The organism is Nitrosococcus oceani ATCC 19707 (genome assembly GCF_000012805.1).
Lineage (GTDB): Bacteria > Pseudomonadota > Gammaproteobacteria > Nitrosococcales > Nitrosococcaceae > Nitrosococcus > Nitrosococcus oceani.
The window spans coordinates 2669048-2685399 of sequence record NC_007484.1; the positions used below are offsets into that span (position 1 = coordinate 2669048).

12 protein-coding genes and 4 tRNA genes are annotated in these 16352 nt (G+C 48.0%); 2 read left to right on the forward strand and 14 right to left on the reverse strand.

Annotated elements, in window-relative coordinates; translation table 11 throughout:
• Positions 1-51: 51 nt before the first annotated feature.
• From rpsL to NOC_RS12500, 14 genes are all read right to left on the reverse strand, one after another.
• Positions 52-426, reverse strand: a complete 375-nt coding sequence (gene rpsL / locus NOC_RS12435; protein ID WP_011330931.1) for a 30S ribosomal protein S12 — start codon at positions 424-426, stop codon at positions 52-54.
• Between the two features lie 168 nt (positions 427-594).
• The gene (rpoC, locus tag NOC_RS12440) at positions 595-4806 is read right to left on the reverse strand and encodes a DNA-directed RNA polymerase subunit beta' (RefSeq protein ID WP_011330932.1); all 4212 of its coding nucleotides are present in this window, start codon (positions 4804-4806) and stop codon (positions 595-597) included.
• Positions 4807-4882: 76 nt separating this feature from the next.
• Positions 4883-8962 carry a DNA-directed RNA polymerase subunit beta gene (gene rpoB, locus NOC_RS12445; RefSeq protein ID WP_002808701.1) on the reverse strand — a complete coding sequence of 1360 codons (4080 nt, stop codon included), beginning with the start codon at positions 8960-8962 and terminating at the stop codon, positions 4883-4885.
• Positions 8963-9159: 197 nt separating this feature from the next.
• Positions 9160-9540, reverse strand: coding sequence for a 50S ribosomal protein L7/L12 (rplL, locus tag NOC_RS12450; protein ID WP_002810165.1), 381 nt, complete (start codon positions 9538-9540; stop codon positions 9160-9162).
• Positions 9541-9610: 70 nt separating this feature from the next.
• Positions 9611-10138, reverse strand: a complete 528-nt coding sequence (gene rplJ, locus NOC_RS12455) for a 50S ribosomal protein L10 (protein WP_011330933.1) — start codon at positions 10136-10138, stop codon at positions 9611-9613.
• A 288-nt stretch (positions 10139-10426) separates the two neighbouring features.
• Complete coding sequence (gene rplA / locus NOC_RS12460) at positions 10427-11122, reverse strand: 50S ribosomal protein L1 (protein WP_002808852.1); 696 nt, start codon at positions 11120-11122, stop codon at positions 10427-10429.
• A gap of 3 nt (positions 11123-11125) precedes the next feature.
• Positions 11126-11557 carry a 50S ribosomal protein L11 gene (gene rplK / locus NOC_RS12465; RefSeq protein ID WP_002809312.1) on the reverse strand — a complete coding sequence of 144 codons (432 nt, stop codon included), beginning with the start codon at positions 11555-11557 and terminating at the stop codon, positions 11126-11128.
• Positions 11558-11653: 96 nt separating this feature from the next.
• Positions 11654-12187 carry a transcription termination/antitermination protein NusG gene (gene nusG, locus NOC_RS12470; protein WP_002808722.1) on the reverse strand — a complete coding sequence of 178 codons (534 nt, stop codon included), beginning with the start codon at positions 12185-12187 and terminating at the stop codon, positions 11654-11656.
• Between the two features lies 1 nt (position 12188).
• Positions 12189-12536: a preprotein translocase subunit SecE gene (secE, locus tag NOC_RS12475; RefSeq protein ID WP_002809556.1), complete on the reverse strand. Its 348-nt coding sequence runs from the start codon at positions 12534-12536 to the stop codon at positions 12189-12191.
• 76 nt (positions 12537-12612) lie between these two features.
• Positions 12613-12688 (reverse strand) — tRNA-Trp (locus tag NOC_RS12480).
• A 107-nt stretch (positions 12689-12795) separates the two neighbouring features.
• Complete coding sequence (gene tuf / locus NOC_RS12485; protein WP_011330929.1) at positions 12796-13986, reverse strand: elongation factor Tu; 1191 nt, start codon at positions 13984-13986, stop codon at positions 12796-12798.
• A 95-nt stretch (positions 13987-14081) separates the two neighbouring features.
• A tRNA-Thr gene (locus NOC_RS12490) sits at positions 14082-14157 on the reverse strand.
• A gap of 47 nt (positions 14158-14204) precedes the next feature.
• Positions 14205-14278 (reverse strand) — tRNA-Gly (locus NOC_RS12495).
• A 68-nt stretch (positions 14279-14346) separates the two neighbouring features.
• Positions 14347-14431, reverse strand: a tRNA-Tyr gene (locus tag NOC_RS12500).
• 209 nt (positions 14432-14640) lie between these two features.
• Here NOC_RS12500 and galE point away from each other — a divergent pair.
• Both galE and hslV read left to right on the forward strand, forming a co-directional pair.
• A complete protein-coding gene (gene galE / locus NOC_RS12505; protein ID WP_002811574.1) occupies positions 14641-15657 on the forward strand; it encodes a UDP-glucose 4-epimerase GalE in 1017 nt (338 codons plus the stop codon).
• Between the two features lie 144 nt (positions 15658-15801).
• Positions 15802-16341, forward strand: a complete 540-nt coding sequence (hslV, locus tag NOC_RS12510; protein WP_002808887.1) for an ATP-dependent protease subunit HslV — start codon at positions 15802-15804, stop codon at positions 16339-16341.
• Positions 16342-16352 lie beyond the last annotated feature (11 nt).

Below are 16352 nucleotides of genomic sequence, written 5' to 3' on the forward strand. Positions count from 1 at the left end.
CGTTCAATTCTCGTCTACCATACTTAACCGCTATCTATGATGAGGTAAGTGCTACCCCTTTGGCCGTTTAGCCCCGTACTTGGAGCGGCCTTGCCGACGATCCCCCACACCTGCTGTATCTAAAGATCCCCGTACGATGTGATAGCGCACGCCAGGTAAGTCCTTGACGCGACCGCCACGAATTAGAACCACAGAGTGCTCTTGCAAATTATGCCCTTCACCTCCGATATAAGAGGTGACTTCCATACCATTAGTGAGACGTATACGGGCCACCTTACGCATGGCCGAGTTAGGCTTCTTTGGCGTAGTAGTATAGACTCGAGTACAGACCCCTCGCTTTTGGGGACAAGCCTGCAGCGCGGGTACATTGCTTTTTTGCTTCTGCCGTACCCGCGGCTTACGAACCAATTGGTTAATGGTGGCCATGGATCTCTAAATGCTCCAGACAAAATAAAGTTAAGCGCCCAAACGCCGATTATTCTCGGAGAATGAACGCTTCAGTGTATTCGGGTTTCTAAATTCATAGCCTTCCCTTAATAGGAGAAGGCTGTCTGAGTAGAAAGCGAACAATTTTATTCTTAATTAAATTTTCTGTCAAGCGGTAGCAGCGCCTGACTCAGAAATCTCATCTTCACCATAATGGGAAGTGCCCGTATCGGCCGTCAGAGATTCTGGCTGTTCTAACATCCGCCGCTTGCGACGCCGCTCGGAATGATAGGCTAAACCTGTCCCTGCGGGAATTAAACGACCCACAATTACATTTTCTTTTAACCCCCGCAGCTCATCGCATTTGCCTGTCACCGCCGCTTCCGTAAGCACCCGCGTAGTCTCTTGGAAAGAGGCGGCTGAAATGAAAGATTCCGTGGCTAAAGAAGCCTTGGTGATACCAAGGAGTACCGGCTCAAAACGAGCAGGTAACTTATCTTCTTTCTCCATTTTTTCATTTTCTTCCAGCAATCTTGGCTTATCGATCTGCTCGCCCTTAAGAAAACTAGTATCTCCAGGCTCTATTATTTCTACCTTGCGAAGCATTTGACAGATAATGACTTCAATGTGCTTATCATTGATTTTTACCCCTTGAAGGCGATATACCTCCTGAACTTCGTTAACAATATAATAAGTTAGCTCCTCCACACCTCTTAAACGCAAAATATCATGCGGCACAGGTGGCCCATCGACGATCGCTTCGCCTTTTTCAACATGTTCGCCTTCGAACACATTGACTTGACGCCACTTAGGAATCAATTCCTCATGCCGCTCGCCATCACTGCCAGTGATGATAAGCCGCTGCTTTCCTTTGGTTTCCTTACCAAAACTTACCGTCCCTGAAATTTCGGCAAGCACCGCTGGGTCTTTTGGTTTTCGAGCTTCAAAAAGGTCTGCTACTCTCGGCAAACCGCCCGTAATATCACGGGTTTTGCTAGATTCTTGGGGTAATCGCGCCAATACATCACCCACGCCAACCATGGCCTCATCTTCTACTGAAACGACCGCTCCTGCTGGCAAATAATAATGGGCGGGAATATCTGTTCCTGCAAGACACAGATCGCTTCCTGTTTCATCAACCAATTTAACCATCGGACGCAATTCTTTAACAGCGGCGCCTCGCTGCTTGGGATCGAGTACCGTAAGGCTAGTCAAACCGGTCACTTCATCAGCCTGGCGTTCTACGGTGCTACCCTCCAGAAAATCCTGAAGTCTGACCTTACCCGCCACCTCAGTGATAACTGGATGAGTATGAGGAGCCCAAGTAGCAATGACTTGCCCCGATTCTACTGTATCACCATCCCCTGCTGAAAGCTCGGCGCCATAAGGAATCTTATAGCGTTCCCGCTCACGCCCTTGTTCATCGACTATGTGGACTTCACCGGAACGGGAGACAGCAACATACTTACCACTGTCATGCTGAACAATTTTGACATTATGCAGCCGAATGTTACCCTTATACTTAACTTCAATCCTATCAGTCGTCACCGTTCGAGAGGCCGCCCCCCCAATATGGAAAGTACGCATAGTGAGCTGTGTACCCGGCTCACCGATAGACTGAGCAGCAATAACACCAATAGCTTCGCCGATATTGATACGGTAACCTCGCCCCAGATCCCGACCATAGCAAGCAGCACAGATTCCATAACGAGTCTCACAGGTAATAGGTGAACGCACCTTCACCGCGTCGATGCCTAACGTCTCAAGATAATCAACCCAGGACTCATCCAGTAACGTACTGGCAGGTATAGCTACTTCATTGCTTCCTGGCACATAAACATTAAGCGCTAATACCCGCCCCAGCACGCGCTCTCGTAATGGTTCCACAACATCACCACCCTCTACGAAGGGGGTTATATTAATCCCACGTGTGGTGCCGCAATCATCCTTTGTAACGACTAAATCTTGAGCTACATCCACTAAGCGCCGGGTCAAATACCCTGAATTAGCGGTTTTTAACGCTGTGTCGGCCAAACCCTTGCGGGCTCCATGGGTAGAGATGAAATATTGTAGGACATCCAATCCTTCACGAAAATTAGCAGTAATCGGTGTCTCAATAATCGAGCCGTCCGGTTTAGCCATCAAGCCACGCATACCCGCAAGCTGGCGAATTTGGGCGGCCGATCCACGGGCTCCAGAATCAGCCATCATATAGATAGAATTAAAAGTCTGCTGCTTGACAACATTGCCTTTTGCATCATATACCTCTTCACTTCCTAGGCGCTCCATCATCGCCTTGGCAACTTGATCATTAGTATGGGACCAAATGTCCACAACTTTATTGTAGCGCTCGCCATTGGTCACTAGGCCGGAAGCATACTGGTCCTCTATTTCCTTAACCTCTTCTTCCGCATCGGCAAGGATCGCTTGCTTTTCTTTTGGCACCACCATGTCATTAACACCAATGGAAATACCGCTAAGAGTCGCCTGCCGGAATCCAAGGTACATCAGCCGATCAGCAAACACTACCGAGGTCTTAAGGCCAAGGCGCCGATAGCAAATATTAACCAACCTAGAAATTTCTTTCTTGGTCATATTCTTATTAGCTAATTCGAAAGGTAGCCCTGGGGGCAAAAGTTCTGAGAGTAGGGCCCGCCCCACTGTAGTATTAACAAGGCGAGTCGTCTCGCCTTCACCTTCCGGCTTAGAGGGATCTATCTCGGTAATGCGCACTGAGATTTTTGCATGGAGTTCAGCTATACTGGTCTCATAGGCACGACGCACCTCATTGATATCGGCGAAGAGCATCCCCTCACCCTTAGCATTTACCCGCTCGCAGGTCATGTAGTAGAGCCCTAATACGACATCCTGGGTAGGAACAATAATGGGCTCTCCATTAGCTGGCGATAGAATATTGTTGGTAGACATCATTAACGCACGGGCTTCCAGCTGAGCCTCCAAGGATAGCGGCACATGAACCGCCATCTGGTCACCGTCAAAGTCGGCATTAAAGGCCACGCACACTAAGGGGTGGAGTTGAATTGCCTTACCTTCAATGAGCACCGGCTCAAAGGCTTGAATACCAAGACGATGTAAGGTAGGGGCCCGATTAAGCATCACCGGATGCTCACGGATCACCTCCTCTAACACATCCCATACCTCTGGGCCTTCCCGCTCCACTAATTTCTTTGCCGCTTTAATCGTGGTAGCAAGCCCAGCCCGCTCAAGCTTACCGAAGATAAAAGGCTTAAAAAGCTCCAGTGCCATTTTTTTGGGTAAACCACACTGGTGTAGCTTTAGGGTTGGACCCACCACAATTACCGATCGGCCTGAATAATCCACTCGTTTCCCTAACAAGTTTTGCCGAAACCGACCCTGCTTACCTTTGATCATATCAGCTAACGATTTTAAAGGTAGCTTATTAGTACCTGTGATCGCCCGCCCACGGCGTCCGTTATCCAAAAGAGCATCCACGGATTCCTGAAGCATACGCTTTTCATTGCGCACGATAATATCAGGCGCATTCAAATCTAACAGCCGTTTGAGGCGATTATTCCGATTAATGACCCGCCGGTACAGATCATTCAGATCGGAAGTAGCAAAACGCCCCCCTTCCAACGGCACTAAAGGCCGTAAATCCGGTGGCAATACGGGGAGGACCTCCAGAATCATCCACTCAGAACGATTGCCCGAATCGATGAAAGCCTCGATAAGCTTGAGCCGCTTGCTAAATTTTTTGATTTTGGTGTCAGAGTTCGTGCCTGTGATCTCCTCGCGCAGCCTAATCGCCTCTCCCTTGAGGTCAAGGGTTTTTAACATCTTCTGAACAGCTTCTGCTCCCATACGAGCATCAAACTCATCACCATATTCCTCAATGGCTTGAAGGTAAGCCTCGTCCGCTAAGAGTTGTCCCCGTTCTAATGGGGTCATACCTGGATCAATAACCACAGAGGCCTCGAAATAAAGCACCCGCTCAATGTCCCGGAGCGTCATATCTAACAGTAGGCTAATCCGCGAAGGCAATGATTTTAGAAACCAAATATGAGCTACCGGACTCGCCAGCTCAATATGCCCCATGCGCTCCCGACGAACTTTTGCTAGCGTCACCTCTACTCCGCATTTCTCACAAATAACGCCGCGATGTTTGAGGCGCTTATATTTACCACATAAGCACTCATAGTCTTTGACCGGGCCAAAAATCTTAGCGCAAAACAGTCCATCCCGCTCTGGCTTAAAAGTTCGATAATTAATGGTTTCAGGCTTCTTGACTTCGCCGTATGACCAAGCCCGGATCATATCGGGAGATGCCAGACCAATGCGTATGGAATCGAACTCCTCTACCTGGTTTTGCTGCTTAAGCAAATTCAGCAAATCTCTCATTTATGTGCTCCTCCATAGCCAAGCTGGCAGATATATCTATTGTGACCATCAACCCGTCCTACTATGTCCACGGCCATTAATCTTGTTCCAGTTCAATATCGATACCGAGGGCACGAATTTCTTTGGTCAATACATTAAAAGATTCCGGCATACCCGCTTCCATACGGTAATCACCATCTACGATGTTTTTATACATCTTGGTGCGCCCGTTCACATCGTCGGATTTCACAGTAAGCATTTCCTGCAAAGTATAGGCCGCACCGTAGGATTCTAAGGCCCATACCTCCATCTCACCAAAACGCTGCCCGCCAAACTGGGCTTTCCCCCCCAAAGGCTGCTGAGTAACTAAGCTATAAGGACCCGTCGAACGAGCATGCATCTTATCATCAACTAAATGATTCAATTTAAGCATATGCATATATCCTACCGTTACTGGACGGGCGAAGGCTTCTCCACTCCTACCATCATAAAGATTTGTCTGTCCATTAGTAGGCAAGTCAGCCAACTCCAGCATAGTTTTAATTTCTTGCTCGGAAGCGCCATCGAATACCGGTGTCGCCATAGGAACCCCATCCTTCAGGTTATTTGCAAGCTCCAATACCTCTTCATCGCTCAAAGAATTTAGGTCTTCTTTCTTGCCACTAGCGTTATATATCCGATCTAAGAAAACACGCAGTTCAGAAGCCTGTTCTCCCGACTCAAGGAGAGCGCCAATTTTTCGACCCAAGCCCTTTGCCGCCCATCCCAGATGGGTTTCTAAGATCTGCCCAATATTCATCCGAGAAGGCACCCCTAGAGGATTAAGCACGATATCTACTGGAGTCCCATCTTCCATATAGGGCATGTCTTCAATAGGTACGATGGTGGAAATCACTCCCTTATTTCCATGTCGACCCGCCATCTTATCACCGGGTTGGACACGGCGCTTTACGGCTAAATAGACCTTCACCATTTTTTGGACACCAGGGGGGAGGTCATGCCCGGAAGTGAGCTTGGCACGTTGCTGCTGGAATTTTTCATCCATTGCAACCCGTTGTTCCTTAAGCTGCCCAGCAACTGATTCCAGCTGCCTACCAGCCTCCTCGCTACGTAGTCTAATCTCAAACCATCGTTCCCTGGGTAAATCAGCAAGGTAATTTTGGGTAATTTGGGTTCCCGCTTTTAATTCTGCCGGTCCTCCTTCGACTGTCTTACCTACTAACACTTTCTCTAGGCGTTGATAAATATCAGTCTCTACAATACGAAATTCATCCCGCAAATCCTTTTTGATTTTAGCAAGCTCCATCTCCTCTATCTCTAAGGCCCGAGTATCCTTTTCCACGCCATCACGGGTGAAGACCTGGACATCAATGACGGTACCCTGCATACCTGAAGACACTCGTAGAGATGTGTCCTTTACATCAGATGCCTTTTCCCCAAAGATAGCTCGTAAGAGCTTTTCCTCCGGTGTCAATTGAGTCTCCCCTTTGGGAGTTACCTTGCCAACCAAAATATCGCCGGGTTTCACCTCAGCACCAATATAAACAATACCCGCCTCATCCAGCTTAGATAACGCCGCCTCGCTTACATTCGGAATATCGCTGCTAATCTCCTCTGGTCCTAACTTAGTATCCCGAGCAAAGCAAGTCAGCTCTTCAATATGAATCGAAGTAAAGCGATCTTCTTCCACCACCCGCTCGGAAATAAGGATAGAATCCTCAAAGTTATAACCATTCCAAGGCATAAAGGCGACAAGAAGATTCTGCCCCAAAGCTAATTCACCCATGTCTGTCGAAGGGCCATCAGCCAGCACATCACCTATAGCCACCGTATCGCCCGGCTTTACTAACGGACTCTGGTTGATGCATGTGTTTTGATTCGAGCGGGCATACTTAATGAGGTTATAAATATCAACTCCGGGCTCATCGGAAGCCGTTTCTTCGTCATTGACTCGTACGACAACGCGAGCTGCATCCACAGAATCTACGATACCGCCACGGCGAGCAACCACCATCACTCCTGAATCACGAGCTACAACTTGCTCCATACCAGTACCTACTAGAGGAGTTTCCGCCCGCAAGGTGGGCACTGCCTGGCGCTGCATGTTAGATCCCATCAATGCACGGTTGGCATCATCGTGCTCTAAAAAAGGAATTAAAGATGCCGCTACCGATACGATTTGTTTAGGTGATACATCAATGTACTGCACTTTTTCAGGTGGTAGAAGTGTAAATTCATTCTTGTGACGGCAAGAAACTAACATATCAATGAGGCGCCCTTCTTCATCCGCAGCCGCATTCGCCTGAGCAATTACGTACTGTCCTTCCTCAATAGCCGAAAGATAGTCCACTTCGCCAGCCACCTTGCCATCCACTACTTTTCGGTATGGTGTTTCAATAAAACCATATTGATTAATTCGGGCATAAACCGCTAAAGAATTAATCAAACCAATATTGGGGCCTTCCGGAGTCTCGATGGGGCAGACGCGTCCGTAATGAGTAGGATGCACATCACGCACCTCAAAACCAGCCCGCTCACGAGTCAATCCTCCTGGTCCTAGCGCAGATACCCGTCGTTTATGAGTCACCTCGGATAAAGGATTATTCTGATCCATAAACTGCGATAACTGGCTAGAGCCAAAAAACTCCTTAACCGCGGCCGATACGGGTTTTGCGTTAATCAATTCCTGAGGCATTAACCCCTCCGACTCCGCTAAACTCAAACGCTCCCGCACCGCCCGCTCGACTCGCACCAAACCTACGCGAAATTGATTTTCCGCCATTTCTCCAACACTACGCACCCGGCGATTGCCCAGATGATCAACATCATCCACACTGCCGTAACCATTACGGATATCGACTAGAGTCTTTATAACATCGACAATATCTTCTTTGGATAATATACTTGGGCCAGTAATATCTTCTTTCCCCAGACGGCGATTAAATTTCATTCGGCCCACCGGAGAGAGATCGTAACGTTCTGGGTTGAAAAACAAATTTTGAAATAGATTCTGCGCTGCTTCCTTAGTCGGCGGCTCTCCAGGACGCATTACACGATAGATTTCCATCTGGGCTTCTAGTGGTGTAGTGGTAGGATCTAAGCGCAAACTATCGGAGATAAAGGAGCCACGGTCCAAATCGTTAGTATAAATAAGATCAAAGGCTTGTATATTAGCGTCTTCTAGGGCCGTCATTAATTCCGCTGTAATTTCATCATTCGCTTTAGCTAATACTTCTCCGGTACCAGCATCAATCAGATCCCGAGCTAGAGTTTTTCCTATTAAAAACTCCTTAGGCGCGGGTAGAGTCTTCATTCCAGCCTTTTCCATCTGCTTGATATGGCGCGCAGTAACCCTTCGTCCTGCTTCAACGATGACCTCGCCATCTGGGCTAGCGATATCAAAAGGCAGCGACTCACCCCGAAGCCGCTGAGGCACCAAGTCTAATAAATAGCTTGAACCTTGGCGCTTAACCGAAATCGTTTCAAAGAACATAATTAGAATTTCCTCGGTGCTGTAACCGAGGGCGCGTAACAATATAGTCGCTAGTAATTTACGTCGACGATCAATACGCGCATAGACGCAATCCTTAGGATCAAATTCAAAATCGAGCCAAGATCCACGATAGGGGATTATCCTAGCAGAAAAAAGTAATTTTCCTGAGGAATGGGTCTTTCCCTTATCATGTTCGAAGATAACTCCTGGAGAACGGTGCAATTGAGAGACGATAACCCGCTCTGTTCCATTAATAACAAAATTCCCTTTTGGCGTCATCAAGGGGATCTCGCCCATGTACACTTCCTGCTCTTTTACATCCTTAACCACTTGCTCGCTAGCAGGAGATTCTTTGTCATAAATAACAAGGCGCAACTTAACCCGCAGAGGCGCCGCGTAAGTTAGACCGCGTACTTGGCATTCCTTAACCTCAAATGAGGGAACACCAAGATGATAGCTGCTATACTGTAGCTCAGCATACTCTGTATAGCTCTTGATAGGAAAAACACTCTTAAATGCGGCATGCAACCCTTTATCTTTCCTCTTACCAGGAGGCACATCCATTTGTAGAAAATCTAGGAAAGAGCCGATTTGTATAGTTAACAAGAAAGGAGTTTTCAGTATACTATGGAGCTTGCTAAAATCCTTACGAATACGCTTCTTCTCGGTCAACGAGTAGGGCATTTTATCACCTCGGCGCGAGTACCTGCTACTAAAAAACCAGCAGCGGTCGACACCGCATTACTGGCTCTTTCTTGAAGACGGGCTATTGCTTCTTCCAAGCTCGATGCTCAGTAGAAGCCAAAGAAACGGAAATCAGGCTAGCAGCCTGATGCCACTAACCAATTTCCGTACGTATAACTTACATAGAAACAGCTGAGTTATTTAACCTCAATACTAGCGCCAGCCTCCTCCAATTGCTTCTTGATCTCATCGGCTTCATCCTTAGAAATTCCTTCCTTAACGGGTGAAGGCGCACCCTCCACTAAATCCTTGGCTTCCTTGAGACCAAGGCTGGTAATGCTCCGGACAGCTTTAATGACTTGTACCTTATTAGAACCAAAACTTACCAGTACAACGTCAAATTCCGTTTTTTCCTCCGCAGCAGCCCCTGCTTCAGCACCCGCCGCGGGTGCCGCTGCAGCTATTGGCGCGGCGGCACTAACACCAAACTTTTCTTCCATGGCCTCAATCAATTCAACCACATCCATGACGGTCATATTTGAAATCGTTTCCAAGATTTCTTCTTTCGCTACAGCCATTGCTTACTCCGTAAACCTTGCTTAAATACAAAATATTGTTTAGCTCTAAAAACCCTTTCTAATCGCGGGCCTAAGTTGCTTGCTTTTGGTCTCGTACAGCAGCAACAGTACGCACTAATTTTGCCGTAGGCTCGGCCAAAGTACGAGCAAATTTCCCGATCGGGGCCTGCAAAACCCCCATAAGCATAGCAACCGCCTGCTCCTTAGTGGGCATTTTGGCAAGATTCTCTACGCCCTCAGGGGGCAATAATCTACCTCCAAGGCACCCCATCTTAACCACAAGCTTGGGATGTTCCTTACCAAAGTCCCGAATCACCCGGGCTGCGGCGCTCGGTTCCTCACGAGAGAACGCCAGCATTAAAGGCCCTGTTAAACCCTCGCGCATACAATCAAAATCAGTTCCTTCAAGGGCGCGAGAAGCTAATGTATTACGCACTACACGCAGATAAACATCCCCTTTGCGAGCAGCCACCCTAAGCTTTGTTATTTCGGCAACGGTCAATCCGCGATACTCAATCGCAACAGCGGAATGAGACTGAGAGGCAACCGCTGCCACTTCAGCAACAACAGCCTTTTTTGCTTCTAAATTAAGACTCAAATTTAACTGCCTCCTTATGTAAGGTTTTCCCACCACATCCCTGTTTATACTTAACAATTGGTAAGAGACTAATATCCTCCACCGTTTCTCTATCGCGGCAGCTATTGCTACAATATTCCGTAGCGGTAACAGAGCCTACCGTCTACGTAGGCAGATAGGCATCCTGCCAATCAATTAAGATAGCACACCTACGGTCTTAGACAGCCCACCAATATATTTAGTAGGCAGCCCCAAAAACACCTTCAACAAATATGATACATTAGCTAGGATAGCTTAATCATCTCCTACCTAAACCGGAAGGCTAGCTTGATCCACAGCTATTCCAGGACCCATGGTAGTAGATAAAGTTAGTTTTTTCAGGTATATGCCTTTTGCCGAAGCAGGCTTTAATTTTCCAAGATCCTCTACTAAAGCCCGAAGGTTCTGTTTAAGCGCATCTACTTCGAAAGATGTCTTGCCTATCGAGCAATGAATAATGCCTGCTTTATCAGTCCGATAACGAACCTGCCCGGCTTTAGCTTTTGTCACGGCACCGGCCACATCAGTAGTCACGGTCCCCACTTTAGGGTTTGGCATCAGTCCCCGAGGCCCTAAAATTGGGCCCAGCTGCCCCACTACACGCATGGCGTCGGGTGATGCTATAATCACATCAAAATCGATCTGACCAGATTTCACCGTCTCAGCCAAATCCTCAAGCCCAACCACATCAGCCCCCGCGTTTTTTGCCGCTTCAGCGTTAACACCCTGGGTAAATACACCTACCCGCACCGTTTTACCAAGACCATTAGGCAGTACCGTCGAACCACGCACCACCTGGTCAGATTTGCGCGGATCTACACCAAGATTGACAGCGACATCCACTGACTCTTCAAATTTAACCTTTGCAACTTCCTTAAGCAAATTCAAAGCTTCCTCCACCGGATAAAGCTTTCCTGGCTCTAATTTTTCTCGAATCCCAACTAACCGTTTACCCAGTTTAGCCATAACTTAAACGCCCTCTGTTTCCAGGCCCAGACTACGTGCACTGCCAGCAATAGTGCGAATAGCCGCCTCCTTATCCGCTGCATTTAGGTCAGGCATTTTTGTTTCCGCGATTTCCTCAAGTTGAGCGCGGGTAACCTTGCCTACCTTATCGCTATTAGGGCGACTACTCCCGGACGTAATGCCTGCTGCTTTTTTAAGCAAAATCGAAGCCGGTGGCGTCTTAGTCACAAAGGTAAAACTACGGTCAGAGTAAACCGTAATCACCACTGGTATAGGCATCCCTTGCTCCAATCCTTGAGTTTGGGCATTAAAGGTCTTACAAAACTCCATAATATTAACGCCTCGCTGCCCTAAAGCCGGGCCTACTGGAGGACTTGGATTGGCTTGCCCAGCAGGCACTTGTAGTCTAATATAGGCTTCTATCTTCTTTGCCATGTTTGCTCCTTACGGGTGCAAGCGGCTCTCGCCTCCCCGAAATCGTGTACCCTTAAACCTTAAAAATAGCTACATACCTAGTAACGAGCTACAGAGCTATCTCTTCTCCACTTGTCCAAAATCGAGCTCAACCGGAGTAGATCGTCCAAAGATCAATACCGCCACGCGGAGTTTGTTTTTTTCATAGTTGACTTCTTCGACTACACCATTAAAATCGGTAAAAGGCCCCTCGATCACACGCACCATTTCCCCCGGCTCAAATAATACTTTTGGCCGTGGCTGCTCTGCCCCTTCCCGGATCCGCTCCAATATCTCTTCAGCTTCCGCTTCCGTGATTGCTGCAGGCTTATCGCTTGTCCCTCCAATAAAACCCAGCACCCGAGGAACATCCTTAACTAAATGCCAAGTTTCATCACCCATTTCCATTTGAACCAAGACATACCCAGGAAAAAACTTACGTTCGCTTTTCCGTTTCTGCCCTTCCCGCATTTCAACGACTTCTTCGGTGGGCACCAAGATATCCCCAAAGCTCTCTTGCAACCCATAGCGACGAACTCGCTCTTCAATGGAGCGCTTAACTTGCTGTTCAAAACCAGAAAAAGCCTGGACTACATACCAGCGCTTGGCCACCTTACCCCCCCTGCCCGGTCAATAGACGGACAGCCCACATCAATAATGTATCAAATAACCATAGTATGCTTGCCATTACCATGACCATCAGCAACACAAGCAGCGTTGTTCTAATAGTTTCTTGCCGTGTTGGCCAAACCACTTTACGAAACTCTACCCGCGTCTCCCCAGCAAAACTCAGCGCAGCCCGGCCGTGCGTGGTCTTTGCCAAGATTGCCAACGAAATACCTAATGCTGCAAGTAATCCTAATACACGCAAGAGCGTAGATTGATCACCAAAATAATAGAATAGTCCGATCGCGGTACCCAATAATAGCAATGCAACCGCAAGTTTAATGGTGTCTGCCATAGTGATCCTGGAAGCCTAAGCCGGTGTTGGTATATACAAAAATTGGTACAAAAACTAAACGCAAATATTTACTAGATGGCAGGCCAGGAGGGAATCGAACCCCCAACCTGCGGTTTTGGAGACCGCCGCTCTGCCGATTGAGCTACTGGCCTAGCAAATAACAGAACTAACGACACCCATAATAATAGGCGCCAAATAAGCAATTAACCTATAAATTAAAGATAGCTAAAATAGCTTTGCTTCTAGCTTCACCCTTAGCTTACTCAATCACTTTACTGACGACGCCGGCACCTACCGTACGCCCCCCTTCACGGACGGCAAAACGCAACCCCTCCTCCATCGCAATAGGCGCAATCAAACTAACCGTCATCTGAATATTATCACCCGGCATCACCATCTCCACCCCATCGGGTAAATCAATCGCACCGGTCACATCCGTGGTCCGAAAATAAAACTGCGGACGATACCCCGTGAAAAACGGCGTATGACGCCCCCCTTCATCCTTGGATAAAACATACACTTCCGCATAAAACTTCGTATGCGGCGTAATCGATTTGGGCTTGGCCAACACTTGACCACGCTCCACATCCTCACGCTTAGTCCCCCGCAACAAAACACCCACATTGTCCCCCGCTCGCCCCTCATCCAGAAGCTTGCGGAACATCTCAACCCCCGTGCAAATAGTCTTCTGCGTCTCCCGCATCCCAACTATCTCTATCTCTTCCCCTACCTTGACAATACCCCGCTCCACTCGACCCGTTACTACCGTCCCCCGACCCGAAATCGAAAATACATCCTCTATCGGCATCAAAAACGGCTGGTCTACCGCTCGCTGGGGCTCAGGAATATACGCATCCATCTGCTCTACCAACTTCAGTATCGACGGAATCCCTATCTCGCTCGTATCCCCCTCCAACGCCTTCAGCGCACTACCCACCACTATCGGCGTGTCATCCCCCGGAAATTGGTAACTATCCAACAGCTCCCGAACTTCCATCTCCACTAATTCCAACAACTCCGGATCGTCTACCATATCCGCTTTGTTTAAATACACCAATATGAACGGCACTCCCACCTGGCGCGCCAGCAATATATGCTCTCGCGTCTGGGGCATCGGACCATCCGCCGCCGAAACCACCAACACCGCTCCGTCCATCTGCGCCGCCCCCGTAATCATGTTCTTCACATAATCCGCATGCCCCGGGCAGTCTACATGCGCATAGTGACGCTCCTCCGTCTCATATTCTACATGCGAGGTCGCTATCGTGATCCCCCTCTCCCGCTCCTCCGGCGCATTGTCTATCTGGTCGTAGGCCCTGAACTCTCCCCCATACTGCTCCGATAATATCCGCGTCAACGCCGCCGTTAACGTCGTCTTACCATGGTCTACGTGACCGATCGTGCCTACGTTTATATGCGGCTTCTTCCGCTCAAATTTCGACTTGGACATGATGGATATACCCCTTACCTTTTAAGAGTCACATAAACCTGACAGCTCAGCAAATTGCGCGAACCACGAGCTTTTATTATAAAATTCTAAACTTTTGGAGCCCATAATCGGATTTGAACCGATGACCTCTTCCTTACCAAGGAAGTGCTCTACCGACTGAGCTATATGGGCCTAGCAACATAAATCGCCAAAATTCAATAACAAGCACCATAAACTTATGGAGCGGGCGATGGGAATCGAACCCACATCATCAGCTTGGAAGGCTGAGGTTCTACCATTGAACTACGCCCGCCAACGTATCTTTAAACAACCACCAACAAAGCGCTTTTATTCTAAAGGCTTCCTTTATCGCTTAAAAGCTGGTGGAGGGGGGAGGATTCGAACCTCCGAAGGCAGAGCCGTCAGATTTACAGTCTGATCCCTTTGGCCGCTCGGGAACCCCTCCAGACGTAAACTCGAAATTTTCCTTTATCTTTACAGCGATGTCAACACTAGAGGCCGTCCGTTTTTAAAAACCTGCGGACCAATCCACGGTATTCCGCCTTACGAACACATAAACTCTTTTCAAAGTTGAAGGTTGTTGCTAATCCAAACCCTCTCTACAATGACACCACTCTAGAATAAATATTTTACCTAGATTGGAGATTCAAGGCCATGGCGAAGAAAGGAATACTTGTCACTGGTGGCGCCGGCTATATCGGCAGCCATGTGGTCCAGCAGCTGATGGCGACATCTCATCGAGTCATTGTTCTAGACAATCTCTCAACAGGTTTTGCCAATGCGGTTCCCAAGGCTAATCTCGTAATTGGGGATACCAAAGACAAGGTATTGGTGGATACACTTCTGAAAGAGTATAGCGTAGACACCGTGATGCACTTTGCTGCTTACACCATTGTCCCGGAATCTGTTGCCGATCCTCTTAAATATTACGCCAATAATACTTGCCACACGCACAATCTCCTAGAGTGCTGCGCAGCAGCAGGGGTAAAGCACTTTATCTTCTCCTCCACGGCAGCCACCTATGGTATCCCCTCCACGCCCTTGGTTACCGAAGATACTCCTACCATTCCTGTAAACCCTTATGGTACCTCCAAACTAATGAGCGAATGGATGCTACGTGACTTATCTCAGGCAAGCAGTCTTAATTATGTAACTCTGCGCTATTTTAACGTCGCCGGCTCCGATCCAAATGGGCATATTGGCCAATCAACCCGTAAGGCCACGTTACTCATTAAAGTGGCCTGTGAGGCCGCAGTAGGAAAGCGAGAGCAAGTATATATTTTTGGTACTGATTACCCGACCCCCGATGGCACAGGAATCCGTGATTATATTCATGTAGAAGACTTAGCAAACGCTCATATTTTGGCATTGGATTATCTTAAACAGGGTGGAAAATCAACTACCTTAAACTGTGGCTATGGCCATGGCTATAGTGTGCGCGAAGTACTTGACGCAGTCCAACGGGTGCATGGCCGCCCTATTAAAATAGTAAAGCATCCTCGCCGTCCCGGTGACCCGCCCCGCTTAGTCGCTGCTGCTCAACAAGTGCGGAACGTATTAGGCTGGCAACCAAAATACGATAATCTGGATTTTATCGTCAAAACTTCGCTAAACTGGGAATATAAATTACTGGCACGCGACCGGCAATCTACGATAAACGCTAAAAGCTGATTTTTCCATAAGTTTTTTACTTAATTTAGGGAAAACCCTCCTTCCTTAATGCTCTCTGACTGGCGCATAGTATGGAATACAATTATCTTAGTGTAGAATTTCGCACTAAGCCTAAAACGCAAACTAAACGAGGAGCATAAGCCTTTGGAACATTTTCGAGGCACAACTATTCTCTCAGTACGACGCCAAGAGCAAGTTGTTATCGGCGGTGATGGCCAAGTCAGCATGAATAACATCGTCATGAAAGGCAATGCCCGTAAAGTGCGGCGTCTGTTTCACAATCAGGTGATTGCGGGTTTTGCGGGAGGGACGGCAGATGCCTTTACACTCTTTGAACGTTTTGAGGCTAAATTAGAAAAACATCAAGGTAACCTAACCCGCGCCGCAGTAGAGTTGGCTAAGGATTGGCGCTCTGATCGCTCTCTTAGACGGCTTGAGGCTCTTCTAGCCGTAGCTGACCATAAAGCATCTTACGTAATTTCAGGCAATGGCGATGTGATTGAGCCAGAATATGGCTTGATAGCCATCGGTTCAGGCGGCCCTTATGCTCAGGCGGCGGCCCGGGCACTCCTTGAAAATACAGATTTTAGCGCCCGTGTCATTGTTGAAAAAGCCCTAAGTATTGCTGCTGATATCTGTATTTACACCAATACCCACTTGACCGTCGAAGAACTCTCTGGTTAAAACTTTATTAA

Coding starts and splice junctions, on each gene's coding strand:
- rpsL (WP_011330931.1), bottom strand. CDS start 426: ATGGCCACCATTAACCAATTGGTTCGTAAGCCGCGGGTACGGCAGAAG.
- rpoC (WP_011330932.1), bottom strand. CDS start 4,806: ATGAGAGATTTGCTGAATTTGCTTAAGCAGCAAAACCAGGTAGAGGAG.
- rpoB (WP_002808701.1), bottom strand. CDS start 8,962: ATGCCCTACTCGTTGACCGAGAAGAAGCGTATTCGTAAGGATTTTAGC.
- rplL (WP_002810165.1), bottom strand. CDS start 9,540: ATGGCTGTAGCGAAAGAAGAAATCTTGGAAACGATTTCAAATATGACC.
- rplA (WP_002808852.1), bottom strand. CDS start 11,122: ATGGCTAAACTGGGTAAACGGTTAGTTGGGATTCGAGAAAAATTAGAG.
- rplK (WP_002809312.1), bottom strand. CDS start 11,557: ATGGCAAAGAAGATAGAAGCCTATATTAGACTACAAGTGCCTGCTGGG.
- secE (WP_002809556.1), bottom strand. CDS start 12,536: ATGGCAGACACCATTAAACTTGCGGTTGCATTGCTATTATTGGGTACC.
- tuf (WP_011330929.1), bottom strand. CDS start 13,986: ATGTCCAAGTCGAAATTTGAGCGGAAGAAGCCGCATATAAACGTAGGC.
- galE (WP_002811574.1), top strand. CDS start 14,641: ATGGCGAAGAAAGGAATACTTGTCACTGGTGGCGCCGGCTATATCGGC.